Annotated in this window: 17 protein-coding genes; 5 read left to right on the top strand and 12 right to left on the bottom strand. The window is 52.8% G+C overall.

All coding sequences use genetic code 11. The features are described 5' to 3' along the window. The 3 genes from ABIB66_RS30050 (at position 1) to ABIB66_RS30040 (ending at position 4,398) form a co-directional block, all read left to right on the top strand. Complete coding sequence (locus ABIB66_RS30050) at positions 1 to 969, top strand: class I SAM-dependent methyltransferase (RefSeq protein ID WP_354256667.1); 969 nt, start codon at positions 1 to 3, stop codon at positions 967 to 969. A 38-nt stretch (positions 970 to 1,007) separates the two neighbouring features. Beyond that, a complete protein-coding gene (locus ABIB66_RS30045; RefSeq protein WP_354256663.1) occupies positions 1,008 to 2,216 on the top strand; it encodes a JmjC domain-containing protein in 1,209 nt (402 codons plus the stop codon). Between the two features lie 727 nt (positions 2,217 to 2,943). Further along, complete coding sequence (locus ABIB66_RS30040) at positions 2,944 to 4,398, top strand: Shedu immune nuclease family protein (protein ID WP_354256659.1); 1,455 nt, start codon at positions 2,944 to 2,946, stop codon at positions 4,396 to 4,398. Positions 4,399 to 4,503: 105 nt separating this feature from the next. Here ABIB66_RS30040 and ABIB66_RS30035 read toward each other — a convergent pair whose 3' ends face one another. From ABIB66_RS30035 to ABIB66_RS43670, 3 genes are all read right to left on the bottom strand, one after another. After that, a complete protein-coding gene (locus tag ABIB66_RS30035; protein ID WP_354256656.1) occupies positions 4,504 to 6,510 on the bottom strand; it encodes an ATP-binding protein in 2,007 nt (668 codons plus the stop codon). After that, positions 6,507 to 6,689: a hypothetical protein gene (locus ABIB66_RS30030; protein ID WP_354256654.1), complete on the bottom strand. Its 183-nt coding sequence runs from the start codon at positions 6,687 to 6,689 to the stop codon at positions 6,507 to 6,509. Before ABIB66_RS30030 ends, ABIB66_RS30035 begins: the two co-directional genes overlap by 4 nt. Positions 6,690 to 7,280: 591 nt before the next feature. Further along, on the bottom strand, positions 7,281 to 7,523 hold the full coding sequence (locus ABIB66_RS43670; protein ID WP_502918337.1) for a Y16D family protein: 243 nt from the start codon (positions 7,521 to 7,523) through the stop codon (positions 7,281 to 7,283). A gap of 189 nt (positions 7,524 to 7,712) precedes the next feature. On the opposite strand from ABIB66_RS43670, the gene ABIB66_RS30025 reads away from it, so the two are divergent. Continuing rightward, positions 7,713 to 9,431 (top strand): DUF262 domain-containing protein, encoded by a 1,719-nt coding sequence (locus ABIB66_RS30025; RefSeq protein WP_354256651.1) that lies wholly within the window; start codon positions 7,713 to 7,715, stop codon positions 9,429 to 9,431. 256 nt (positions 9,432 to 9,687) lie between these two features. Here the strand turns inward: ABIB66_RS30025 and ABIB66_RS30020 are convergent, their stop codons facing one another. The 5 genes from ABIB66_RS30020 to ABIB66_RS30000 form a co-directional block, all read right to left on the bottom strand. Beyond that, positions 9,688 to 10,173, bottom strand: coding sequence for a hypothetical protein (locus tag ABIB66_RS30020; protein WP_354256648.1), 486 nt, complete (start codon positions 10,171 to 10,173; stop codon positions 9,688 to 9,690). A gap of 800 nt (positions 10,174 to 10,973) precedes the next feature. Continuing rightward, positions 10,974 to 11,957: a hypothetical protein gene (locus ABIB66_RS30015; RefSeq protein ID WP_354256645.1), complete on the bottom strand. Its 984-nt coding sequence runs from the start codon at positions 11,955 to 11,957 to the stop codon at positions 10,974 to 10,976. Between the two features lie 170 nt (positions 11,958 to 12,127). Continuing rightward, complete coding sequence (locus ABIB66_RS30010) at positions 12,128 to 13,105, bottom strand: hypothetical protein (RefSeq protein ID WP_354256642.1); 978 nt, start codon at positions 13,103 to 13,105, stop codon at positions 12,128 to 12,130. 72 nt (positions 13,106 to 13,177) lie between these two features. Next, positions 13,178 to 16,240 carry an AAA family ATPase gene (locus ABIB66_RS30005; RefSeq protein ID WP_354256639.1) on the bottom strand — a complete coding sequence of 1,021 codons (3,063 nt, stop codon included), beginning with the start codon at positions 16,238 to 16,240 and terminating at the stop codon, positions 13,178 to 13,180. Continuing rightward, positions 16,240 to 17,382, bottom strand: coding sequence for an exonuclease SbcCD subunit D (locus tag ABIB66_RS30000; RefSeq protein ID WP_354256636.1), 1,143 nt, complete (start codon positions 17,380 to 17,382; stop codon positions 16,240 to 16,242). Before ABIB66_RS30000 ends, ABIB66_RS30005 begins: the two co-directional genes overlap by 1 nt. Positions 17,383 to 17,450: 68 nt before the next feature. Between ABIB66_RS30000 and ABIB66_RS29995 the strand changes: the two genes are divergently transcribed. Next, a complete protein-coding gene (locus ABIB66_RS29995; protein WP_354256633.1) occupies positions 17,451 to 18,260 on the top strand; it encodes a BrxR family helix-turn-helix transcriptional regulator in 810 nt (269 codons plus the stop codon). A gap of 191 nt (positions 18,261 to 18,451) precedes the next feature. On the opposite strand, the gene ABIB66_RS29990 is transcribed toward ABIB66_RS29995, so the two are convergent. The 4 genes from ABIB66_RS29990 to ABIB66_RS29975 all read right to left on the bottom strand — a co-directional run bounded on the left by ABIB66_RS29990 (position 18,452) and on the right by ABIB66_RS29975 (position 25,380). Next, a complete protein-coding gene (locus tag ABIB66_RS29990; protein ID WP_354256630.1) occupies positions 18,452 to 19,849 on the bottom strand; it encodes an ATP-binding protein in 1,398 nt (465 codons plus the stop codon). 188 nt (positions 19,850 to 20,037) lie between these two features. After that, positions 20,038 to 20,271 carry a hypothetical protein gene (locus tag ABIB66_RS29985; protein WP_354256627.1) on the bottom strand — a complete coding sequence of 78 codons (234 nt, stop codon included), beginning with the start codon at positions 20,269 to 20,271 and terminating at the stop codon, positions 20,038 to 20,040. A 491-nt stretch (positions 20,272 to 20,762) separates the two neighbouring features. Further along, positions 20,763 to 24,053 (bottom strand): SNF2-related protein, encoded by a 3,291-nt coding sequence (locus ABIB66_RS29980; RefSeq protein WP_354256624.1) that lies wholly within the window; start codon positions 24,051 to 24,053, stop codon positions 20,763 to 20,765. Position 24,054: 1 nt separating this feature from the next. Continuing rightward, positions 24,055 to 25,380: an EH signature domain-containing protein gene (locus ABIB66_RS29975; RefSeq protein ID WP_354256621.1), complete on the bottom strand. Its 1,326-nt coding sequence runs from the start codon at positions 25,378 to 25,380 to the stop codon at positions 24,055 to 24,057.

The raw sequence follows: 25,380 nt of genomic DNA, 5'->3' as shown, positions 1-25,380 counted from the left end.
TTGAGCGAGACCAGCAAGCTGCTGGAAATGCCCGTGGAAGGCTTGGCTATAATATCCGAATTTGCGTCGCCGAAACGGCTTGATGACGTGTTGAAGAAGTATAACGGCGCACAGATCAGCCATTTTCTATCGCAACTTCGTATTGCGAAGATACTAGTTGAGTATCCGCCTTCGTCGAGAAGACGACGGGGTTCGGCGGAGCTGTTGCGAAACTTCGTTGAGCCTATCTCCGACGCAATCTATCGCATTGGGACGGACATCAAAGTTCTATCCCCTTCGGGATTCAAATTGTTTGAGCACGAATGCGATCTCTCTGTTGCAGAAAGCTTGGGCCAACTATCGACGCTTGTGTCAGGCTTAGAGCGAAGCCTTCAACGGATTAATCGAAAGTCACGTACTGTCTGTGGGCGCGGGGCTGAGATTAGGCTGAATATTGGAGCGCGGGATACTTGCATCCCGGGATGGATTAACGTTGACGTATTCCCAGCGGAGGTTGCGTGCAACATATCTCGGGGGCTACCGTTCGACGACGGTTCGGTGCGCTATGTGTTCATGGCTCACGTCCTGGAGCATTTCTTCTATCCTGACGAAGCACTCGGTGTGTTGCGCGATATAAAGCGAGTGCTTCGTAAAGACGGAATTCTGAGGATTGTCGTGCCCGATATCAGAAAGTATATCGCTGCGTATTTTCGAAAAGACCAGGTGTTCTTTACGAGAAAATTTGGTCAGGGCGGCACTGCACTGCAGCACCTGATCACCTACGCTGGCGCAAATTCAGCGCCAGCGTACCTGAGCAGGAGTCATAAGTTCGGGTACGATTTCGATACGCTGAAGAATGCGCTGGTGACAGCCGGATTTTCGACTGTTGTAAGGAGCCGATTTATGAGTTCGGCTGTACCGGCATTGCGGGTCGATAGTGCAAGTCGAAGCGCTGACAAGAGATTGTCCATTTTTGTCGATGCTTGGTGATGAATAGTAGTCGCGAAGCCTAGAGCGAGGGCCAGGAAATGCCTAACGAGCAGAGTCTCACTCTTGAGTGGCTGCTCTCGCCGTTTTCAACGAAGGTTTTTTTTAAGGAGTACTTCGAGAGGCGGGCATTGTTGATCAAGGCCAAGAACAAGAAGAAATTTAGTGCTGTACTCAAAGTGGAGGAGGTGGATCAATTTCTCTGGCAGCAAAAGTCGCGTCTGTCGTCTATTGTCTCCGTGTTCAACGAGAGTAGAGCGATCCATCCTGACAAATATGTCTCTCAAAGCGAATACCGGCGATGGCTGCTGGATGCATACGAAAACAAAGGAACGCTGGTAATAAATCAACTCGACTCGTTTTGTTCACCTGCGGCCAGCTTAAGGCAGAACCTGATTGGCGGTCTGAGAGCCAAAGTATCGGTGAATGCTTATATTACCTCGAACGCGGCAGCGGGGTTCGCCGCACATTTCGATAGGCATGATGTATTCATTCTGCAGATTGAAGGTACGAAGAAGTGGACCGTCGCCAATAAGCCCGAGATGCTTTTGCCGTGCGAAAGGCACGCCCAAAAGCAAGGTGCACCTCTAATCACCTTCGGGCAGGATACGACCTGCTTATCGCTCTCGAAGGGTGATTTATTGTATCTGCCAAGAGGTCTAGTTCACCGAGCGGAGACCGAGAATCGACATTCGGTTCATATTACGGTTGGTGTTACGCCATGCAGCTGGAGTCAAGTTGCGATGGAGATGATCAAGGCGGTTGAAGATAGAGATGTTTCTCTTCGGAGGGCTGCCTGGCCATCGCAGAAAATGCCTCCGTTTATTGCGGATCTTAGCAACTTGACGTCATCGTATGGGGGGACTCGGGCTGACGTTGACGATGCGTTGGTGGCCATATGGCGGCATTTGATCGCCGACATGGAAGCGCTTCCAGATCAATCGGCGAATATGTTTAACCATGAGGATGCTGTGGCGACGACAAGTGTGCAGGTGCGGGCTGGGATGAAGTGCCTCGTAACTACGGACCGTAAAGTGGCGAGAATTGCATTTCCTGGAATCGGATCTGCATCTCGTCCCGCTTCAATCGATGGTCCCCGCAGTTTAGAGCAGGCATTTCGCTTCATCGCAAATACTACCCGCTCTTTTCGTGTGTCGGATTTACCTGGCCCAATCTCAGAGAGCGCTAAGGTAGTTGTAGCAAACCGCCTTCTCAGAGAGGGGTTTTTAAAAATCGTTGCGACGAAGTGAGAAGCGCTCTGCGTGGTATCCGTTTTGTTTTGATCGGATCATGCAATTTGGCAACTTCATAACGTAGGAGGTCAAGGAGCGAGCAGGCGCGCTGCAAGTCACTTCGTATAGCTTTTTAGCATGTCAATATATAACGCCGGGCATCTGTGTCAGAGCTTGCTTACGATGCTATGTTGCGGTGGGACCGGAGGTTTGGGGCCGGGCGTGAGCTACACTCTGGTTCAAGAGGTAAGACGCGGATGCCGAGCAAGTCAGGCCGTTGATAAGGGTTTCGCCAAAAGCTTGCATCCAAAAGCGGGCTGCGGGCTGAACTTATCGCGTCTCACGGCATGTTCTTTTCGTCTTGCTGCGCAACGGCTGCGACGAAGTCCGGACTCGATAAACGGATGATGCCGCGCTGCGCGAAGACCCTTGCCAGTGGCCCGGACGGGTGCATGAGCGAGTGCCACCCGAGCCTCAGAACGGCTCAGTCGCGCGCCGAAAGAAAACTATGAAAAGCTTATCGAGTTGGCTTGGTAATCCAGGCAGCAATCTGCCGTGATCGGTCTGCGAACGGTGAGTTGGATACGACGGGCTCTTACCCAACGTCACGCCGCTACATCTCGCGCTGTAAAGCTAACGGCAATGAGCCAGCCGTCCGCGGCTGAGGACAATGACGGTTGACCGCCGGATGCAGTGGTAAGTTGCATTTCGCTGAGATAGTGTTCATCCTCAAGGGGGAACACCTATGTCAGACAAAGCGGTGCGCACTGCTGAAATGCAACGTGTCATCGAACAAACCGTTCACGCTGGGATTTCGCCCCAGCGCACGGACGACGGCCTGCGGATCGTCTGTAAGACCCGTTCTTTTGACGACTATGAACTCGAACTCCACTTAACTGCTAAGGCGGTCGAATCGGCGAAAATTGCTGATCCAGATTTCGAGCTACCCAAGGCACCGATTTCATTGGCACGGTACATTGCGTCAACTTCGACCTTAACGACGTTCCCGATCAATACGAATTTCGGGAAGTACTTTCTGAATCCAAAATACTCCAGGCTCACCACGATCATCCTCACGGAGGTAAGCCCGCTTGGGTCGTTCAACGATGGAGAACACATCTATTTCGAAGATTTGCCTGTCGGCCTGATCAGGGAGCCCCTAGCGGGCTTCGGGCTCAACTATGACCTGCGATTTATCGCCAAGGCTGTACAGCGGCAGGGCGGAATCACTACGTTGCGCCTGTCGAACGAAAGCGGCGTGTCGCGCAAGGGCGACGCGCTCTCGATGTCGTATTCTCTGTTCGGCAAGTTCCGTCGCGATATCAATCGGGCGCACAAGCGCGCGCTCGATATCGCCAACAAAGCAAAGGAAGACTATCTCGAATCGAACCTGAACATAATGCTCGATCCAACGTTCAAATTGCCTCAAGGTGATGGCACTAGACGCCCTGTCGCTGACATCTTGGCTGAGACCTTAATTGGCAAGGCGCGATCACCCGAAGCCGAGGCGAAGGCAGCAGCTAGGACGGTCAAAAAATCGGTCAAAACCCTGATCGAGAAAGAACCGACCGAATTGCTGGATTTGCGCCGCGAGATCGAACTAGTCTCGCTTGAGGAGTTGATCGAGCTTTTTAATAGAAAGCTAGGTCAGAGCGGACTGCAAGAACGACACTGGCAAGAGTTTTTCAACAGTAACGCTTTCATCCTACAATTGGCTTTCAATCTGCCAGTCATCGTATTTCATGACCAAGTCGCGGTCGGCGGCACAAGATTTGACGGCAGTGGCGGCAAGCTCGCAGACTACGCCATCAGGCGGGGCATGCTTGGAAATCTAGCACTGGTCGAAATCAAAACTCCGAAGACCATTCTCCTTGAGAAGACCTCTTATCGCGGCGGCGTGCATGCTCCGACAAAAGAGCTAACTGGCGCGGTGACCCAGGTGTTGGATCAGCGGCACCAACTTCAGAACGAAATCAACAACAAAAAGATAACATCGAGGGCCTTCGACATATTTGCTTACGCCGTGCAGTGCATAGTCATTGCCGGACGGGTCCCTGCAACGGATGACGAAAAGAAGTCCCTTGAGCTTTACCGCAACAATCTGCGGGACGTTGTGGTGATTACGTTCGACGAGTTACTACGGATTCTGCAAAATTTGCACGAGTTCCTGGCAAAGCCACCTATGCGAACGGAGGGCTGACTTTTACGCCCAGTCAATCGGGACAAAGGCGGCGTACCGCCTCGTCCAACTGGATATGAGCTGACAATCCAATCATTGCGCCTGTGTATGCAGACTCAAGCCACGTTAGTCGATCCCAAGCTTGTTGAAAAATACCTTGTTTCGCATTTCTGCATCTCGAAGAAGTTTTGTCCAACTAAGAACCTCCATATAGAGGCTGTTATTGCCGAACCAGCGAAACCATCCCAGCGCATCCGGCATGGGGGTAAACTCTTTCTCAAGTTCAAGCCATCTTTTGACTTTTGCGCTCAAATCGCAAACCACATACCCGTAGAATGGGGTTGTACTGTTTATGAGAATGTCCCGTCCCGTCGAGGTCTTGAACTTCCCGTCCCTGATCTGGTTGACGTAGCGCACGATCTGCTGAACGGGATCTTCCTTGGACGACCGGTCGGCGAAATTATCCCTCTGCGGCTTCTTGAATTCGAAAATCGTAATCGGGTTACTAGCCTCATTCTCGCCTCGAAACGCAACCCTCTTATTGTAAATGGTTATGTCAGTCCGGTCGCCATCTGATTTACCGATAGGCTTATCGGACGAGACATAAGATGAGAAGTTTAACCTTTCGTCCAGAATCCAAAGATTGTGCTCGCCATAGTCGAGTTCGTTCGAATCTCTCTTGCGGCGCATAATAATGTCATGCACGTCTCCTTCTGATTTGTGCTTTCCATCTGCGCCTAGTTCAAGAGATTTTGAAAAAATGTCCAGGACACATTTTCGCATCGAGACATAGTGAATGAGATCATTCTTGCTCGTGTCTGATATGTTCTCCATCAGTTGCAAGATTTTATCAGCAAGCTCGTTAGGATTCTTCGAGTTCAGGACCGCCGCAACCTGCGTTCGGGTTGACACTTCCTTCTCATATTTCTTTTTCTGAAGGTGCAGTTCGATATCCTGAAAGGATGGCCTCATCGGCAAGGCGCTGAAATCCACTTCATCGCTCAGCGTGCGATGCCATGGGGCTTGTGTTTCCACGTACTCTACGATGCGCGCCTCCTTGCGCTTCTTCCGTTCGGCGATCTCCGAACCTACAGCCGACCGTGCGATATCGGCAGCCTTCTGTTCAATCTCGTTCTGCGATATGCCGGTGAGCAAGTCGGCATCGGCTTGGAAACGGAACTCACCCCTTTCCAGAGATACATTATCGTTCAGATACTCGCCAAACACGTAGGCTTTGATGACGAAATTCCGTCCTTTGGCAAAGTCCTGATCCCGTCCAGGTTCGAAGAACTCCTCGGCGAACTCAGGGATGTATGACTGCAGGGCATTATCCGTGACCTCTCGCCTGTGCGCGACAAGGCTGACCTTGCTAGTTGCCGTCCTAGGCGCAAAGAACTTGAAAACCCGAACCTGAAATGGCTTTTCCTCCTCGTTCGCCGAAAAAGTAAATGTGCCGTTCTCCACCCTCATTTCGACAATCTGGCTGTCCGACTTACCCAGATAGTCATTGAGCGAAACGGTGCTGGAGGGACTCTTGGCATCGCGGATCACCACACGCGGGCACGGGCGTTCCTTGTCTACGAAATACGGCAGCAACCGCTCCACAACGACGCGGCTGATAGTTTCTAGCCGCTTGTCGGGGAATTTGACCGACTTGATGTTGAAAATCTCGACCGATGCCCCCGTGCTCCGCGCGCGGGACTGGGAAATCTGCTCGTCAATGATGATGTCCTGGCCCATTCCCATTTTGAATAAACGGTCGTAATAACTTTCACCCTCTGAAAAAGTGCTAGATACCTTCACCCGGTCAAAATACTTCAAGCAAGTGAAGCGGCCGAATCCTTTGCCGCCATCCGCTATTTTCCTTTCGGTGTAGAGGGTGTCGAAGGCATCTCGATTGCTTTTGGTGAAACCGATGCCATTGTCCTTGACTATAAAGCCATCAACATCCTCAAGACGGTCGGCCAAGTCTGCCTGCCCGTTTCGAAGCACTTCGATTTCCACCAAGCCATTATCAATACCCTTCTCATCAATTGCTTGGATCGCATTCACAATGAGTTCGACAAGAGGGGTATAAACATTCGTGCCGGAACGAATGTTCTCGACCAGTCGCTTGACGTTGACATTACTCATGTCAGATCCCCAGTCGCAGCAGTGGCCTTACGATTTATCGTTTTGAGACTGATGTGATAACGCACTGAAACAGTTTGATAGGCGGCGGTGAAACGCTCGAAATATGTACCTTTGCCACATTGGGTGCGCGCCGCATCGCGATAGGATTGCAATGGCGATTGCAGCGTTTGGTCGGCCATCGAATCCCACAGTCCCGTTTCGGGTTCAACTATTGTACGGCAGTGTTAGCGTTCGTACTTGATGCACTTACGAGGCTAGAAATGAAAGCCCTTTCATCTGGGTTGCTAGGACTCGCGGAAAATGACCATTCCGCTTTAGCTCCTCTCCTCAAGAGCGGATGCCTTATCTCAGGACGCAGAAGTCACAGCCAACGTCCTACTAGAAGAGTGATTTCCGTAATACTGTTACATGTCGGGTTTCTTTCCTAGGACGAAGGCGGCCCGGGCACGAACGTCCTTAAGCGTGATTTGCCATGTCCAAATCGGCAAACTTTTCTAAAACGGTCATCAATCACCAGAAGTGAGTGCAGGAATCGGTGGCCAGTCCTATTCCCATGTGCAACGCCTTCTGGCGAAGGGCTCCCACTGAGCGCTTGGTAAGCTTGCCGCGTTCCAGGCCGACCTCTTACCTTAGCTGCTCGGCAACTCTTCGATTCAGAGTGGTAGGTGGGCGTCCGCCTTGATCCGCATTCCGGACTCAAGTCGGGAATCGCGTGAGGTCCGAAAAGTGCCAATAGGACGCATGCACCGCAGCCAATAACGGGTCCGCGCCTAGTACAAATCGTCGCTCTGAAGCTCACCCGGTTCGGTACTATCCGGGAAATGCAATCGGTAAGCGTCCGCTCGATTTACGAACCTGTTGGTCGAGGTAACGAAGCCTTGGTTGTTTCCAGATGGCTGTTCGCTTTCATAACCCGACATGCCTTGAAGGGTACGGATAGCATCATGGTGCCGATGACCTTGAATGACCTTGCCATTGGAAGCGCGAACGGCGGCGCAAATGACTTTCTCCATGGGGTCAACATATACTACGCAAAAGGGCGCGCGGGGGCCAAGGCGATGCGTCCAGTGTTAACAGTTTGTGCGCCGCAGTGCCTGAGCCCCTGCCGGGTGGACTGGATCCCCTTCCTCCCGCTTCCATCCGGAGAGACAGCCGGATAAAGATGCCAGATCGAGTTAAACTACCCACTTTTGGAGAAACCGATGATTGAACCGCGATACGCCGTTCTGCAAACACTTTTCGCAGATAGAGTCTTTCGCATCCCGCACTATCAACGTTATTACAGCTGGCAAAAGCGGCAGCGTGACGATCTTTTCGGCGATCTAAGGAAGCTGGCAACGAGCGGCGAGGATCAGCATCATTTCATGGCAACGGTAGTCTGCCACAAAACAGAAGAAACCAAGAATATCGGGATGGTCCAATACCGGGTCTATGACGTGGTTGACGGTCAACAGCGTCTGACGACTCTAATCCTGCTAATCAAATCGATTGAATTGGCGTTGCCGGAGAGCTCCGAGTCGCGCAAGGACTTAGCCAAGACGCTGGTAAAGAGTGACGGTCATCTGATTTTGCTCCAGACGAACAACGCAAACGAATTTTTGTTTAATCGCTATATTCGCGACGGCATCGCGCCAAGCGCTGACGAAATTCAAATTCATTCTGATAGAAATCTTGCGGGGGCGATCCGGGAATGCAAACAGTTTTGCGAGGGCAAGTCTGAGGCCGACTTAGTTGCGCTGCTGAGACTTCTTATTCAGCGCCTTGGTTTTGTTGTTTTTGACACGGAAGATAGTCGAGTTGTCTATACAGTTTTCGAAGTGCTCAACAGTCGTGGTCTGGCTGTCGATTGGATCGATAAAACAAAGAGCGTCTTAATGGGCAGGACGTTTGAGCTCGGAAGCAGTCCGGCAGCAACAGATGCCGAAATGCAGATGCTTCAAAAGATTTGGAGCGAAGTTTATCGCGAGATTGCCAAGGAGGATATTCCTGGCGACGAGATTCTTAGAATTACTGCAACGTTGTATTATGGTCCGGGCCAAGGAAAACCTCGATCCGCCGAAGAGTCTTTGGATCTATTGAGAAAGGAATGCGGGGAGTTCGACAAGCCACGTCAAATCTCGATGCGGCTCTTGGACGTTGCGCGAAAGCTTGTCGAACTTTATGGAAGCCCGCACCTTGGACCGGTCACTGAGATACTGCATGCCAGACTTCTTGCCGTAGCCATCAAATCGGCAAAAGGAGCGAATGAGCAGGAAAGAGGCAAGCTCTTAGACCAATGGGAACGGATCACTTTCCGCATATTTGGATTATGCAACAAAGATTCTCGCACCAAAGTTGGCGATTACGTTCGATTGGCAGCGAAGATTGTTACCGAGGACATAAACACGCGGACCCCCAATGAGATCATGGCGGCTCTCCGCGAACTTGGTTCCGACTATCAAATCGAAAAAGCACTATCGGATGGGCTCCAAGGCAAAGATTTCTACGCTCGCGCGGAAGAGTGTCGCTATTTGCTTTGGTCATACGAAGAGTATCTAGCTCGGTCTCTAGGGGGCGGCGCCACGATAGACGAAAACGAAAAGTCAAAGATCTGGAAGCTGCGTGCAATCGACTCAATCGAGCATATTTTCCCGCAAACTCCGTCTGCCGGTTGGGCGGGAAAAATGGTGCGATCCGAGGATGGCGTGGAGCAATCAATTGAAGCCAATGTAAACCGTATCGGCAATCTTTTGCTTCTCCCGATAGCGCTCAATCAACAAGCCCAAAACCTTCCATTCGATGAAAAGAAGGCGCTATACGTTCAACACAATCTGCGTATGGTCCAGCAAATATGCCAAAACGACGATTGGAAGTTCGCGGAGATTGAGAAGAGGGAGGCGCAGATTGTGGCCTGGGCAAAAGACAGATGGGGCGACTTATAGATTTCTTCTAGGAGCGAAGTTTAGGAGATTAGAAGCGTCGGCGGTCCCGATCTGACGGAGGCTTTTGGATTCATGCTCCTCCAGATCAGCGTTTGATCCGGAAACTGGCCGGTCGGCGCAGCCGCTACGCATGACAACGGGTATCCGCATCCGCGCGTCGATTCATCATCGAACAGTTGATGCGTTATGGTCCAGCGCTGCATGCGAAACCTCCGCGCCGCCACTACATTCGAACTGCAAACATAGTGGCGAAAAATTAAGTGACGCGATCTTCAGTTTCTGATCCAGCTCGAGACGGCAAATTTTGCGCAAGATACTTGAAGTGACGGGCTCGTGCCGGTGCAAAGAATTTTCGATACTCATCTTCCGAATAGACGTACGACTTGTCATTGTTGCAGTAGTAACAAATCAGCGCACAGTTCTCCGGAGAGTAGCCGCCCTCGGCGTTCATACGCTCAAGTTCAAGGCAAGGGCTCCGCTTGCCGTCGGTGTTCACTGTTCTCGTTCTGAGCAAGCCCGCGTTGATTAGTTTGTTAATCAGGCCAATCGATGTCTCGCAGTAGGCGCAACAACCGTTTTGCTCGTCGATTTTATTCATCCACCAGTCAACGAGTTCGGTCGAGCTAGAGAACCCTCCTAACAATCCATGTTTCTTGCGTGAATAGAGAGTCTTCACTCGAATACGTTCGCGCGCGCGATAATTTTCGGTAAGATACGTGTCGTTCGAGTCAAATTGCTTCACCTCGGTCCCCTTTGAGTGACTGCATTGTCGATTGCGAACAATATATAGCGGTCATCCATTTTGGAACATCGATAATCCGCCCTTTGCGACTCGACGTGACGTTGCCCTACCTTTTATCCGTTAGCGCCCAGAGTCACGCGCTTGCCCCGCTCGGATGCGGGAGGCCGACTAGTACATTTTGGGGCTTCAATATCCCCTGCCTGACTACCCACTCGACAGCTCCTGTAGCGACTGTTCCTAGGGGTATCCAGATCGCGCCTACGAGCGCTAACGCTTCTTCCAGCAAACAAGTCCGAAGGAGGTCCAGCAAGATGGGTGTCTTGGTGATGGACGGCTGACCGGAGTAATTCTTGCCGCCGACAAAAACAGGGTACCGAAGTGCGCTCGTAAAATGTACAAGCTCACTCCGTCCTTCCCAAAGCTCGGAGATGCTATCGACACCGACCCATCTGTGAAGCCCGATGTGGTCTAGCATCGCTACTAGATTAACTCGCATTGCGCCCGAAAAGCTGGCGAACACCTTGGCCTTAGCGAGCGCCGTGGGGAGGTCCGAACCAGCCAGCAACTGCCGCCGTAGCTCGATTAGGCCATTTCGCGCCTGTTGTTCACCGGGAGTAATCCCTACAATTACCACCTTGGCCCTTGGTTCGAGGTTTTCGAATGGCGCATATGAGACAACCATATTCTCGGAGCGAGCCAGTACCAGTCGTGAGTTGAGAGTGACATCAGCCCGAATATCGGCCTCAGAGGAAGACATCAAAAAAGGAGAAAAACGCGATAGCAAACTCACACTCCAGGTCTTATTGAGGGGTTCGTGTCGATCTTATGCTGCTCGCTCTTGCGTGAATGCTCCATTCCGGGGTCTCGAAGAAGCGACAAATGAGATCGGCCAATTCATGCAAGGTCGTGACATCAGAAGCTTCGAAATCTGGCTCGCCTAGCAGTTTCATCACTTCCTGATCTGGATAGCCGAGAGCGCAGAGCGCTCGCAGCTTCGTCATTAAGGCGCGATATCGATCTGCAAAATTCACAAGCTTTTTGACTATTTGTCGCTGGTTGTCGAACAATTCGTCGTTGCTGACATACGTATTGATCGAAATCGTCGGTATGCCTTCATCAAGCTCAAATGGAGCGGCTAGACGGCGGAGCTTTCTTCCTCCTCGCCTAAAGTCGGTGATAGATGGGCCTTGTCGCGGCCCCTCAAGATAATTCCGCCCAGTATTTCCGAGCAACAGTCCACTTGCAAAGGGGAGAACGACCGGTCCGCTGTTGGGCACTCTCGCCCCGCCCGGGCCAAACAGTGTGAAAAGCAACGTGGGCACCCAAAGAGTGATACTGTCGACGAGTTCGACAATGGAATCGGATTTCATATTCCCTCGCTCAAACAGTCGAAAGACGGCGTGTTGAGCGACTGATACGTGACTTACCGTCTCAATTACCTTCAGCACGTTCCGCTGAAACACGAAACAGTAGCATCTAGCAATCATTCCAGGCTGCTCAGAACCTGGAACGCATCCGGGTCGGACAGTCTCCAAGACCACTCGACTTTTGACTGGATGCCGCAAAAATCTCGAAGAGACTGTCGCTTGATCGAGTCTGCGAAATTGATTCTCCAAATCAGCAGCGAATGTCCTTAGATTAGATTCAGCAACGCCACCGTGTACTTCGTAGGTTTCCAGCAGCTTCCTTACGATTGGAGTGGCAGGATCAGTTTCCAACGAAGTCCGCTTCTGCAGGTTGCGGAACAATTCGCGCGCTAGTCCTCGCGCAAGTTTCTCGTCCATTCGCTCTTCCGGTTCGGTGCGGCGGGCCCTGATTGACCTTAGGTCGATATTAAGCGGTTTCGCTAAACAGTAAGAAGTTGCTTGGCGTGGCGATTGATCGCAGCACACAACTCTTCAAGATCATGACGAGTGCCACCGATTCTTTCGCGTCGCCAACTATACTCCAGACGCTAGGGCTCTGAGCGTGTTTCGATTTGTAGCGCGAGAGTGTCAAACTGGACACGGTTTCGTTGCCAAAAAGTTAGGAGAGTATGAGCTGCCTCATAGGCAGCATAGACTCTCGTTTGGATAACGTCGAAGCCGTCGGAGATTACGAATGGAGCCAGTCCGGTCATTTGGATTGCGGAGGATTTTCCATTCGCAACTATTTGGCCAGGAAGACCGTCCATGTTAGAGACTTGTTTACTTAAAGCCGCGACCGAAATGTTCTTGAACGCAAGGTCTACCTCGCCCTTGTGCCCCTTGAAGTCCAGACGAAGGTAGCGTCCCTGCCCTGGCGTTTCTGGGGCAAAGTATACGCTTCGAGGATAGCGAGTCTTGTGAATGAAGAAGCCGGGAAATTCGCGATCCAGCATCGCATAGACTTGATCCCACCAGTCCTTAATGAAGGGGTCAGTCACGGCGACATGTGCGTCTCTAGCGGTGAGCGTCCTTATTGGCAGCGCTCTCATCAAGAGTGAAGCCCGGTATTGTGATCGTAAGTCGCCTTGGGACGCGAGCGCCTGAGCTGCTTCTTCGAAACTGATCTGCTTCACCCCATTCGGGAGCTTCGTCTTCAAATATGCCGATGGCGTAAAAAACAGTATGGAGAAGGCCGATACCAATTGTCGCTTTTGATCACCCTCCGCTCGTCTGAGATAACGCTCAAGCTGTTCGGGCATGAGAATCGCGTCTATCTTGTTTTCAACAAAAAGACGGTGGTTGAGATTGGATGTGGTCCTGAAGGTTGCGATAACGTCAGCCTCACTGCCGTCTTCTACAACAGAAACGTTGACATGAGCCGCGGGGAAAATCATGTCCGCTGCCGCGTCAAACTTATCCATTATCCATTTTCCGAATGCTGCATTTACACGCAGTTCTTCAGCCAACAGCATGTCAACATCGCGCTCAACAAACTTGTTAATTCCACATATGTCGGAATATTCCATCCAGCCATCCTCATCCAAAACGGAGATGGTCACGAGTCCCCGAGCGATTCGAGGCAGCTAACCCCGCATCTCTTACTGAATAGTCCGTTGGTTTACTCGGCTGCCCCGCGATCCGCGAGAAATCTCAAAGCCCGCTTGAATCTGCTGCTTTACCATCTCGACGTGGCTAATTACGCCAACAGCGCGATTATTGCCTACAAGATCGCGGAGCGTGGAAAGTGCGTTGTCGAGAGTGTGGTCATCCAAGCTTCCAAATCCTTCGTCGATGAAGATCACATCGAGCTTGATGCCGCCCGCACGTTGCTGAACCACGTCTGATAGACCCAGCGCTAACGACAGAGCCGCCATGAAGCTCTCGCCTCCAGAGAGGGTATGGGCGTCGCGCGAGCGATCCGTGAAACTGTCGTGCACCGCAATATCGAGACCGGCGCGACTCCGACCGTCCTTCATTTCAGTGCGTCGCAGCAGCGCAAAGCGACCACGCGACATTCGGCTGAATCGGGTGTTGGCGGCTTCTAACACATCCTCGAAGGTTGCCGCGATGGCGTAGTCCACGAGCGACATGCGGAACTGATTGTCGCCGTTCGTCATCGCTTTTAGTTCTCCGACGACCGCGTACCGTTTTTCCGCGTCTTCCATGCCTTGTTTGATCTCGTTGCAGCGCTTCTCAGTAGCTTCTTGCTGAGTGAGATTGGCGATGATCTGCAAATGCCGCTCTTGAGCACCGTGGGCGGCATTTGCCGCTTCCTGGGCAGCACGCGTCAGTGCCGGGAGATCGGGTGGGACCAGACCTCCGACCGTGGCGTTTGCTCTTTCGAGACGATCTTGAGACGATTTGAGTTTAGCTCGAAAGGTTTGGACCTGCTGTGTCAGAGTTCCATGCTGAGCGACATCTGCCTTCGCTTGCGTATAATCGTCCTCAGACCAGCCGAGCGCGTCAATAGCCCCCCTGAATTCGGCTTTGGCGTCCTCTTCGGCTTTTGTTGCGGCCTCATGTGTACGGATGTGTTCCTGTAGCGTGGTCCCCGCAACATCGAGCGCTCGCTGCGCATTCCGTTCGGCAGTGATTGCCGCCTCGTGAACTTGCCGCGCAGAGTTTGAGTTTGCCTCCGCATTCTTGCGCGCTGTTGTTACGTTTTCCTGGCTCCTAAGACTCTCATGAATACCATCAAACGCAGATTCAAGCTTCTGCGCACATGCAGTCGCAGCGGATGCCGCATGATCCTTTGCCGTTCTTGCCTGTTCTAAGGCTTGCCTCGCGTCTATCCATTTCTGGTTCGCATCGGTTACGTCTTTCATGGCGGCTTCAGCGTTTAGCAGGGTCCGTAGTATCGTTAGCTCGGACTGTGCAGTTGCCAAAACTGCTCCCGCTTCCTGAGCCGTCTGTTGCGGCTTCGTTCGAGCAGAAAGACCTGCCTGCGCCGCATCGAAGAGCGCCTTAGCATGTACATACCGGGATTGTGCCTGCCGTTCCTTCTGGTCTGCAATTTGCTTTGCTACTCTAGCATCCTCGAATGCCTTGTTCAGGCCCTGCGATTCTGCGTTGCCGGTTGCCGGAGAAGGATGGACGGGCGATCCGCAGACTGAGCAAGGTTCTCCGTCAACTAGTTTGCCAGCGAGATGGACGGCTTGGACTTTCGATAGCGCCGCTTCCGTATCCAAAACTCTTTGTTCAGAGGCAGCGAGCGCGTTCTTTTCCGCCGCTAATAACTCACTCGCCTTTGCGAATTCGGTTCGCTTCTGGGTTAGTTCGGCACTCGCTAATGCGTAGGACTTGGCATCTTCCGCGTTTCGTGACGCATCACCCACGAGACCCATCAGTTGGGCAATGCGGGTTTGGCGCTGGTGGGCCGCCGCTTCAGACTGCCGCGCGGCTTCGTGAGCGGTTTCGGCCCGCGACGCGCTTTTGACGGCAGCGTCAAATGTCTCACGGGCTTCATTCTCGACCTTTTTCAACCGAAGCGCTTCATCTCGGATCGGAAGAGCGCCAACTACGCGCTGTTCGACCTCCACGAGGCGCGTGACTTCTAGCGCCAAGCCCGCTCGCTCGGTCTCGCGCGATACCGAGGCTTGGAGCGCCGTAGATGCCGTATCGAAGTTGCTTTGAGCGGTCGTCCGCTTCGATTTGGCCGTTTCCAATTGCCGCGTTGCGTCGTGTAACACAGTTGTCTTTTCTTTTAGCTTGCTGTCTAGCGGGACTACCGACCGAGCTTGATCAGCTCTGCGCGCGCGAGTTTCGAGCGCTGAGATCGCGTGTTCTTCCGACTTCAACAACATCAACGCCGCTTGCGCATTCACCTGCTCGGCGAACTTCTCGGCCACCCCGCGAGCCAGATGAAGAGTTTCCGTGGCTTGGTTCTTAACCGCCTCGCGCCGTCCGCGCTCCAATTCAGCAGCATCTTTATCCGTCTGGCCAGTCGCGATCAGGGCGGAAAGAGCGCCGATTTCAGTGACGCCATGCTGTGCGAGATGCGCACCGATGGACTGGCGTGCTTCCCGCACCTGGGCATCCAATGTTTGCCCTTCTTGCTTCAGCGCCTCGACCAATCGCTCGTAGAGAGTGACATCGAAAAGCCTTCGCAGAATTTTAGACCGCTCGTCGCTCTTCGCTACCAGAAGTTCGCGAAACTGGCCCTGTGGCAGGAGGACGATCTGCCGGAACTGCGGAGCTTGGTAGCCGAGGATTTCGCCGACTTTCTCTGCGACTAGGCCCACACGCTCTGCGAGGAGGTCTCCACAATTGTCCGAGGATCGTTCGTCAATATCAATTGAGGTCGCGTCGAACAGTTGTGCGGCATGGGGTCGCTTTGTCTCACCGTTACCCCGGCGCGCTCTAATCGTCTGCTCTGGCAATCGTCGAATGAAATACCGCTTGTCGCCAAGTTCAAAAAGGAATTCTACAACCGTCTCGATTTCTGGGCCGACGTGGTGGGAGCGCAGGTCTTCGCTTCTGCGTTCCAAGCCAGACGACTCGCCGAAGAGCGCGAAGCACAGGCCATCCAAGATTGAGGTCTTGCCCCCTCCGGTCTCACCGTAAAAGCCGAACAAACGTCGATCTAGGCTGCTACGAAAATCGATTTCCTGCCGTTCGGCGAATGGACCGAAGGCTTGGAGCGTAAGTTTGATCGGGCGCATTAAATATCCCCTGCCTGTAGCTGCGCGAGCGTCGTTAGAATCTGCGTATCCTCAGCCTCGCTGAGGCCGGTCCCCCGCACTTCCATAGCGAACGCAGCGATGAGTTTCTCCGGCTCATGGATGTCGCGAGAAAGTTTCATACCGCCCCCCGCTGCCAACGAGAGACGATGCGTCCGTTCGAGCTGCATGATGTTGGGATAGATTGATCGGAGCTGGCCCATCGGATCGACCAGCGCCCCTTCATCGCTTAACCGCGCTTTGACAAAGTCGGTCGTTGGGTTCGTTTGGCCCGCAGCTATCAGGTCTTGGAGCGATCCATCGATCACCCGGATTTGTCGCTTTGGGGTCAAAGCGATTTGCTCGAATGACGTTTCTCCATCCCCGTCGAGTTCAACAACGGTGAACGATTTGTCCTGGCTCACTTCGTCGAAATCGAACGCCATGCACGAGCCGCTGTAGCGGACGTGCTTGCGTCCAGCCTGCTGGGGACGATGTAGATGCCCAAGTGCTACATAATGAGCGTCAGAAAAAACAGCAGGACTAACGGTCTCGACACCACCAACAAGTTGTAGCGGGCGCTCTGATTCTGTTGTCGTACTGCCTGCAACGAACGCATGAGCCGCAACGACCCAACGACAATTCGCTGGCACGGAGGCTCTTGCCGACCTAAGCTGCGCTATCAATACATCTGACGGCTCGGCAATGGTCTGATCATTAAAGATTGAACGAGCAGAATAAACCTCTCCAAAAGGCAACGCCGAGAAGGCGACTCCTCCATGTTTGTCTTCGAGGACGAGCGGTTTGGAGCTGAATTCTAGTGGACCACGTATCAAGACGCGCTTGGCGTCTTGTAGACCTCGCCCGAATGCCACACGCTCAGGGGCGTCGTGGTTACCGGCGATAGCAACGATTGCCGTGTCAGTATCGCGGTAAACCTGCGTGAGGAAGTCGTCGAAGAGCGCTATCGCCTCACGCTTTGGATTTGGCCTATCAAAGATGTCTCCAGCGATGATCAAGACATCCGCATCAGCCTCCTTCAACCCGCGCATCACCTGTTCCAGAAGGTGAGCCTGGTCATCCAGGAGGCTCTCTTGAAAGAAGACCCGCCCTAAATGCCAGTCCGCCGTGTGCAGAATCCGCATTTTACCCCCCAGTGCTGCCCATCTAGTTTTTAGATGGACAAACCGGAAGTGTCAATTAGGATTTCCGTATGCCCGTAGACAGCCCCCGATTCGCCCAAGAAACGAGGCTCAAATACCTCGACAGCCTATTATTTTGGGAGGGACGAGCTAACCGAATCGATCTGATCGAGAAGTTTCAAATCTCTCCCGCTCAGGCGGCGCTTGATCTCAGAAAGTATCTCGAATCTGCAAATGCTAGATCGGTTACGTATGACACTCGCGCAAAGCGCTATGAGGCAACCCACCAATTCATACCCGTTTTCGGGCGCCCTTCACCTGAGGATTGGCTTCGCGAGAACCGGATGGATACCCATCAAATCGATATTGTCCCGACACTCGGACGGCATACTGACGTGCAGATGTTGGCACAAATTTACCGGGCGATCCGGAACAAGCAGGCTTTACAGATCGGCTATCAGTCCATGACCGATGCGGATCCTAAGGTGCGGTGGATCGCGCCTCACGCTTTGGCATCAGATGGTCTTCGTTGGCACGCCCGTTCCTACTGCTTTTTACATGAGGACTATCGCGATTTTGTCCTTACTAGAATGGCGGCCGCCGGAAGTGGGAAAACTCTTATGCAACGGGATGCAGGTGAACTCCCACCTGATAACGAATGGAGCAACGTTGTTGAACTAGACTTGGTCCCTGCTGCGACCCTTGGCGCAACGCACGCTGCCGCGATACGGCGCGAGTACGGATTCAAGAGAAATGCCCTTACAGTCCGCGTGCGTCAGGCGCTGCTGTTCTATGCGATCCGGCGGTGGGGACTTGATCGAGCTGATAGCCGACTGACCATCTCGGAGCAACGCGTCATTCAAACTGGCCGTGATAAATAGTATACCAGTTTCGTCGTCTCACCAGCGTCGGAGTCAGCGCTTCCTTTCGAATTGGGCAAAGACGATACGACAGCCCGCATCGGTTTGAATGATCATTATAAAGGGACCCTGTTCAACGAAGCCGAGCACGTCGCTGTGCTTCCAATCCCCGAAAAAGCCTTTCTAGAATTTCAGAGAATCGTACCGCGCTTCTATTTTCCGCTTTCTTGATTGTGAACAAGGAATTCGACGAGTCGGTGTGATGTCTGGACGGTTGGCATCTTTTTCTTTTCAAGAGGGTGGTCAGGGAAGAGTTCAACGCCGCGCGCTTCGGCCTTCAGGCGCGCGTAACCGCGCATCATCTTTTCGCTGAACTCGTACCAGCCTTTGCCGTTGGTCCGCAAAATCTTGCCGAAATTCTCCCGGCAAAGGTAGTACATTCGGCCCCGAAATTGCGCCTCCGACAGGACCGTAGGTTTAGGCTCGCCCTTCTTCGCGGGTTCGGCCAGGTTCAAATTGTCGGAGACAATCCGCAGATACGAATTGTACATATCCAGCGGAGTGCGCTGCAACTCGTGGCCATCTGCCGCGGAATATAATATCACTTCGGCGCTCGGCGAGGTGCTCCGAACAGCCGCTTCGTAACCCTTGCGCAATTCTTCGTTTGCCGCCGCCACGGCGGCGAGAGCGCCTTGCCGATAGTGACTGAGCTTAATTTGGCCGACGTCGATCCACTCTTTCGCCGGATCGTTGTACATTGCCCAGAAGACTTTTTCGCAAATCAAATGAACGAAATGGGGAAATCCGTCGCTGATGCGGGATATACGCCACATAGTGGTTTCGTCCAGTGCCACATCCAAGGCTTCGGCAGCCTTCTGGATGATTGCGTAGCAGTTATCCAGCTCGAGCCGGTCGAGTTTGATGGTGTGAAAGTATCGATAGGTTGATAGGTGCGCGGAAAATAAGCTCTCAAGAGTTTCGCCGACGCCGCAGATGATCACCTTCAATGGAAGATTATCGACCTCGGCTAGCTTCTTGATGAAAAGGTCTACGTTGATATGCTCTGCATGCGGAAGATAATCGAATTCGTCGATAATTAGTACTGGCCGCTTGCTGTGCCTTTCCATGACGAAGCAAATCAATTCAACGGCGTCGTTGATGGATTCTGGCTTGGGAATTTTCCCCTGTTCGATTGTCTGCCGCATACCAGCGGAAATCGTGAACTTGCCGATGCCGAGACTGCCACTGCCATTTCTCTCGACCATCTTCTTGAGTTCGAGAGGGTTATTCGGCATAGCCTGCTTCAGCACGTCGTGGATAAGCTGAAGCAATGTGCCATCAGGCGCACATTGGACGTAAAGCGGCTTATTGTCAGACGACTGAATGATGTTGGCGGCCGTGTAGCCCAGTGATGTCTTGCCGACGCCGCGGAACCCGTGAATGAAGACGTGCCTGCCACGCGCGGTGAGGGCCTGCCGGAGCTCAAGCAATTGCTTGTCGCGCCCCTGGAGCAGCTCCGGGACTTTAATCGCGTTTGCTGGCGACAAAACTGTGTTCAGCAAATCGCCGAAGTCTTCAATTGCCAGCTTGAAAATTTGCTCGCGCTTCATGCAGCCTCCGCGAATCCACTGCCCATGGAACTACGCAAGCGTCCCGATTACAATGATCATTCTTGTTCGAAACTGATTCGGCTGTTCGGTGGCGCGGTGATCTCCAGCTATTTTGAAGGCGCGTGCCGGAATGGCCGCTCGCGCGCATGGGCACGGCGAGAGCCAGCGACGAAGTGATACTCACTTTTTCATGCCGGTACGTCGCGGGATTTTCTGCTCACCTTGGCGTCACTGAAATCGCCAGTAGAAGGGTCGCCGGTACGGCTAAAGGCGACTGCGCCGACGTGACCTTCTTTACGAGATAACGCCTCAGCGCGCATTACAGCAGCGTTTGGATTGAAGCATTCCATCGGCTCGCCAGCAGCAACGCCGTCATCGGCGGCGACGAACGGCAGCGCGACAAAAAAGGTGACTTCAGCCATGGCCTGACTCCAACTGCTTGACCTGAATGGCGGATAATGTTCTCTATATGTTCTTTTGTCAATTGGGCCTGAACATGACGAATGAGCGACCCGCAAGCTGGCGAATGCCCTACCCGAACAGATGGAAAAGCTGGCGCGGGAGGCTGCTCGTCGGCGAGATATCCATTAGCCGGATGCGGCGCCAAGCGATCCGCTGCCGGATAAATTATTGGATGCAGTCCTGGCCGACCCACGCACCGCCTGGATCATCGTCCAACCGTTGGCGAACTAGGTCCGATGGACGTTGACACACTGGACCACCGAACGCTTGCAACTCCTGAGTCGGTATCGACACTCACGAAGTCGTCACCGTTATGAGAGTAGACGTGCGCCTCGACGAAAGTCAGAGGCCGTCACGCACATCCGCTTCCGTCGTTCCGTACCGGGCTAGAAAGGTCCGCTCGTACAAACGGCGAAATACGATGAGGCACGCTTTCCGTCAGCGCGCGCCGCTAACCGAGCCGTAAATGCGTCAATTGTTCTCGCGCGATCAAGCGTCCACCTATCTTTTTGAAGCCATCAACTACACGTGGCGCAAACTTTCTTGCATTTGAGATACCCACCACAACTGCTCCCGGCGCTCGCCAATTGTCTCGCACACGCTGAGCATCGACCAACAGACCTCCGTCCATCGGCGTCTCAACTTCTGATGTATGCTTACACTGAACAAGGTAAATAATCTGGCCCAGCTCATCCTTGACGACAATGTCTGCACCACCGTCGCCGCTTCGCTTAGTTAGGTTTGCATCCAGCCCTTCAACAAGCAGACAGTCGCGGACAAATTCTTCAAGCCCAAGATAGCCTGAACGGTCAATCTCAGTAAGGACGTCCTCTGACTTCCGCCTACCCCCAGCGGCATTCAAAATGTCCGCAAAATCGCCTGCCGAAATTTCCGAAGAGGTAAATATCCGACGCGACACCTCGCGACGGCTTTCCAGCAATCCGTCAAGGATGACATCGTAAGAATTCTCCTCAAGCACGGGATGGATAGCACCTACCGTGTAAACATGGACATCCTTTATCGCACCAATACGATATGCACGATCAGTGCATTGATCCTCAACTGCTGGATTCCACCACCGATCCAAGTGGACCACATGGTTTGCTGCTACGATATTTAGACCAACTCCTGCTGCGCGCGGAGAAAGAATGAGTGCTGCAAAACCGCTCAGAGCGGAAAATCGATTGACAATCTCCTGACGCTGCCCAGGAATTGTGTCACCCCGAATATATTCCGGCTTCGGACAACCAAATTTCTGCTTGATGAGCCGAGATAAGACGGTTTGCATGCGCCTGCTATTTACGAAAATAATGACCTTCTCATTTTTCTGCGCAATCCCTTCGAGCTTACTAAACGCCTGATCTAAGCGAGCCGACATTTTTATGTATTCGTCGCCTCGCATTAGTCCTCCCTCTACCGCATCAGGATCCACCGGGTGGAGCGAGATTGAACGAAAATCGTGCAGAGCACGGAGGATCTTAATTTTCCCGGCCTGAGTTGCCGCGCTCACGTCGGCATAACGCTGCGCCTGAACTTCAGGCATGTAAGCTCGAATCATTCGGCCTTGATGCTTTGTTGGGAGGTCCTTTGCTACATCTTCCTTCATACGTCTTAGAGCATAAGGGGGAACTACGCGGCCATCGACCTCGGACTTCTGCAATAATTCAGCAGATAGCTTCTCAAGAGCGGATTGCCTCGCCTCGGCCGGTTGCGCCTTGCCGTACGTCTTCATGAACTCTCTTAGGGAAGAAAAATAACCCGGCGCAGTAATGTCTGTGATCGCCCAGAGGTCCGAAATGCTATTCTCAACCGGCGTACCAGTCATCGAAATCACAAAATCCACGTTCAAGGTCTTGAGGGCAGCATTGATTCGAGTCGCCGGGTTCTTTGCCTTTTGAATTTCGTCCAAGACTGCGACGCTGAACGGTATCTGAGCAAAGCTCATATGGTAATCACGGATGGTTTCAAATGTCGTCAACACCCAGTTTGCATTTGCGATTTGTGCTGCATCGAGCAACATAAGGCCGTCGATGTTAGTCTTTCCCAGTCTTAGACCGCGAAGCTGGCTACCGAAGGCCACTAAAGGCTTTCCTAAGCCTTCGTCAAAAGCGAACTTCGCGTGCTCATCCTGCCAGTTCCGCAGGAGACTCGTGGGCGCAACGACGAGTGCCGGTCGGCCGCGCCTTACTACGCGCTCGCGCAGCAATATCATCAAAAACGACAAGCTCTGAAGCGTCTTGCCCAATCCCATGTCGTCGGCCAGCAACACGCCGGGCCAGCCGGTTACGTAACTGCTCGTAAGCCAAGACACCCCTTCTTCCTGGTGAGACTTCAGTTTCGCTTTCATAGGCGGAAGGGAAACGTCACCAAGTTGACGGGCCTTCATTTGTCTTTTGAATTCAGAGCTATCAAAATTGCTTTTAGTCTGAAGAATGTGAATGCGGCGCTTTGGCGTCTCATCAACTTTGCGCGCCTTAACGTCAGTCGGCTGAACCTCGGCGGGTCGCAGCCGCTGAAGTGTAGCAAGCAAGCCCGGAGAATTGGTCGGCACATCTACGCCGCCGATACTCACTTCTGCTGCCTTCGTAGCAATCGCCACTTTTACCTGCTCAATCCAATCCGGCACGTCATCCGGCTCGCCGGTGATTAGCTTTCCAGCGAGAACGACCGAAAATCGCTCAGGAAGCCAGCTGTTCTGTCCTGATTCCAAATAGCCGAGTTGTGGAGCAATCCACTCGCCGATACCAGTAATTCGATCCGAGTATTCCGCAGTCTCAAAAAATATGGTGTCTCCCAGTGGGATTTCTGGCTCTTCTACGCCCGTTTGACGATACGCGTCGGTGAACGTCTTCGCAGGCGACATCAGGAACGCCATACGCTCCTCGAGAGAGGCGCTTTGCTTCTGTTTCACAACACGGAGCGCGGTACGGACCGACGGGTCAATATAAAGATACTGACCAGACTCGATAGCATAAGTTGAGTTCACGTCACTCTGCCTGCGAAACTCCAATCCAAATTTTTCGCTTGCGAGTGGCGTTATAGCCAATTCAGCTCCCGCCTCATGATCCTCCGGATCTAGCCGTCGCATTGGAACGGGATCAAAGCTTACGTTACCGTCAACAACCGACGGCTTAAGGCTAATTGCGGTCACATGCGCAATACGAATCCGGAGCAAGTAATCGTCGGCATAAACCGTTGAACTGTCTATCTCCTCCGGTAGCAGCAGACGAAGCGCTGCAAATTGCTCCATCTTTCCGGCTGGGCCAATCTCCGCATTCAGACGGTCGATACGATAAAGCAAGGAAAACAGGAGTCCTGCAATTCTGAACGTCTGCTCTCCTTGACTAAAGATTCCCTCCGATATTGTGCCTCCAACGCGAACACCTCCTTGAGTTACGCTATACCGGACCTGAAAATTGGCAGATCCAAGTGTTCCCCGACTTTGTATGTCGAGTTGGTAGGGGAACGGAGGAGGGAGACCCAATAAAGCCGCATCGCTATTCTGGATCCCCGCCGCGCTGGCGAATTCAAGAAGCACGCTTTGAGAATCAATCCGGCTAAGCTTCTTCGCGTAGTCGAGCTCATCGATTATTGCAGCAGTAAGGGGGGGCAGCTCCGCCACCCCCTTATCCCAATCGGAAACCGCCTCGAAAGACGCCTTTCGCCGGAACACTCCTCCCCGATGACGACCGATACGCAGATGATAGCCGTCGCCCCCGATATCGGAACGAACTTCCATCATGCTAAACCCTCACGCCAGTGTGAAATTCAATCGCGTTGCTGGCCCACGTCATCCATTGGCCGTTAGGTGTGTGCACTATGGAATCTCTATAGCCGCTTCCGACCTTGATCTTAATGCTACCACTTCTAAGGTCAGCACCGCTGTAGTCCTTCAAATGGAACTGGGGGGCGCTTCTGCTGTCAGCTTTCCAAAACCGCATCGCGCCGTTGTGACTCCACTCTGCAATCACAAGGTCACCGAGACGCATTAACAGAACGGATTGATCTGGGAGCGCATTCAAACTTGCCCATTTCATATACTCCGACTCTGCGCTCTGTCCGCGCGTCCTTCGAGCAACGGCATTGGCATCGCTCGCTAACACCAACGTCAAGTCAGAGATCACACCCCTCTCGAAGTATCGCAACCAAAAGCGTTTCCGTGGGTTGAATTGACGATCAACCGCGGTCGCCTCGATAATCTTTATGAACAGATCCAAATATTCGATAGAAAGCCAGCGCTTTATGGTGCCTAAACAGGCCTCCCTCCGGTCTTCGCTGCTTTTACCTTCCAGTCTTGGCCACTCTTCAATCCGCGGATCTCTAAATTTCTTGACCAACGTGCTCATCAGCACTTTCTGGACTTCCGCTGGGGGAACAACCTTTCCAAATGGCGCGAGGATTGCCTCGTAATAGTCGCTGATAGGCGTCCCATTTATGTCTGCGAATGTCCAGCTAAACAGCTCTTTAATCGTGTCAGGTACCGGATCGGCCAATGCGGCTCGGATCGAGGCGAGCTTCAACTCCGTACCATATTCGCTCGCGAGGATCTGGCTGCTTATCCCTTTCGAAACACAAAAATTAAGGATGTCTTTGCTCTGGCTGAGTTGTCGAGAAAACGCAGTCAACCTTTCGTCACCCTCCAGAATCCCGGACTCCTTCGCAAATTGCTGCACGTTGTAGGGCAGGGATCCAAAATGGCGTATTAGGAAGACGCGCAGTTGGTGTCGCACCGCAACAGTACGGTAGCTGGCCAGAAGCGATTTGAAGATTGCGCGAACCAGCCGATAGCTTTTGCGACGCTCGATCTCCTCTAGAAGTTTCCTGACTTGAGTCTCTCCCACGGCAGAGTGGCTACCAATCCCGGCGGTGACATACCGAATATCGCGATTGCCCAGCGCGCGAATCGAACCATCTTGAAACGAAGCTAAAATGCGTTCTAACCTACCTTTCTCGTCCTCCAGATGATTATTCACCCCTTCAAACGAACCGCATGCATCTTTGAGAGCCGCAGCAGTGGGCACGGTTAATCGCGCCAACCGCTTCGCAGGAAAGGCTTTGATGGCTCTCAA

Source organism: Bradyrhizobium sp. F1.13.3, assembly GCF_040548265.1.
GTDB lineage: Bacteria > Pseudomonadota > Alphaproteobacteria > Rhizobiales > Xanthobacteraceae > Bradyrhizobium.
This window is presented reverse-complemented; position numbering and strand designations above follow the sequence as displayed.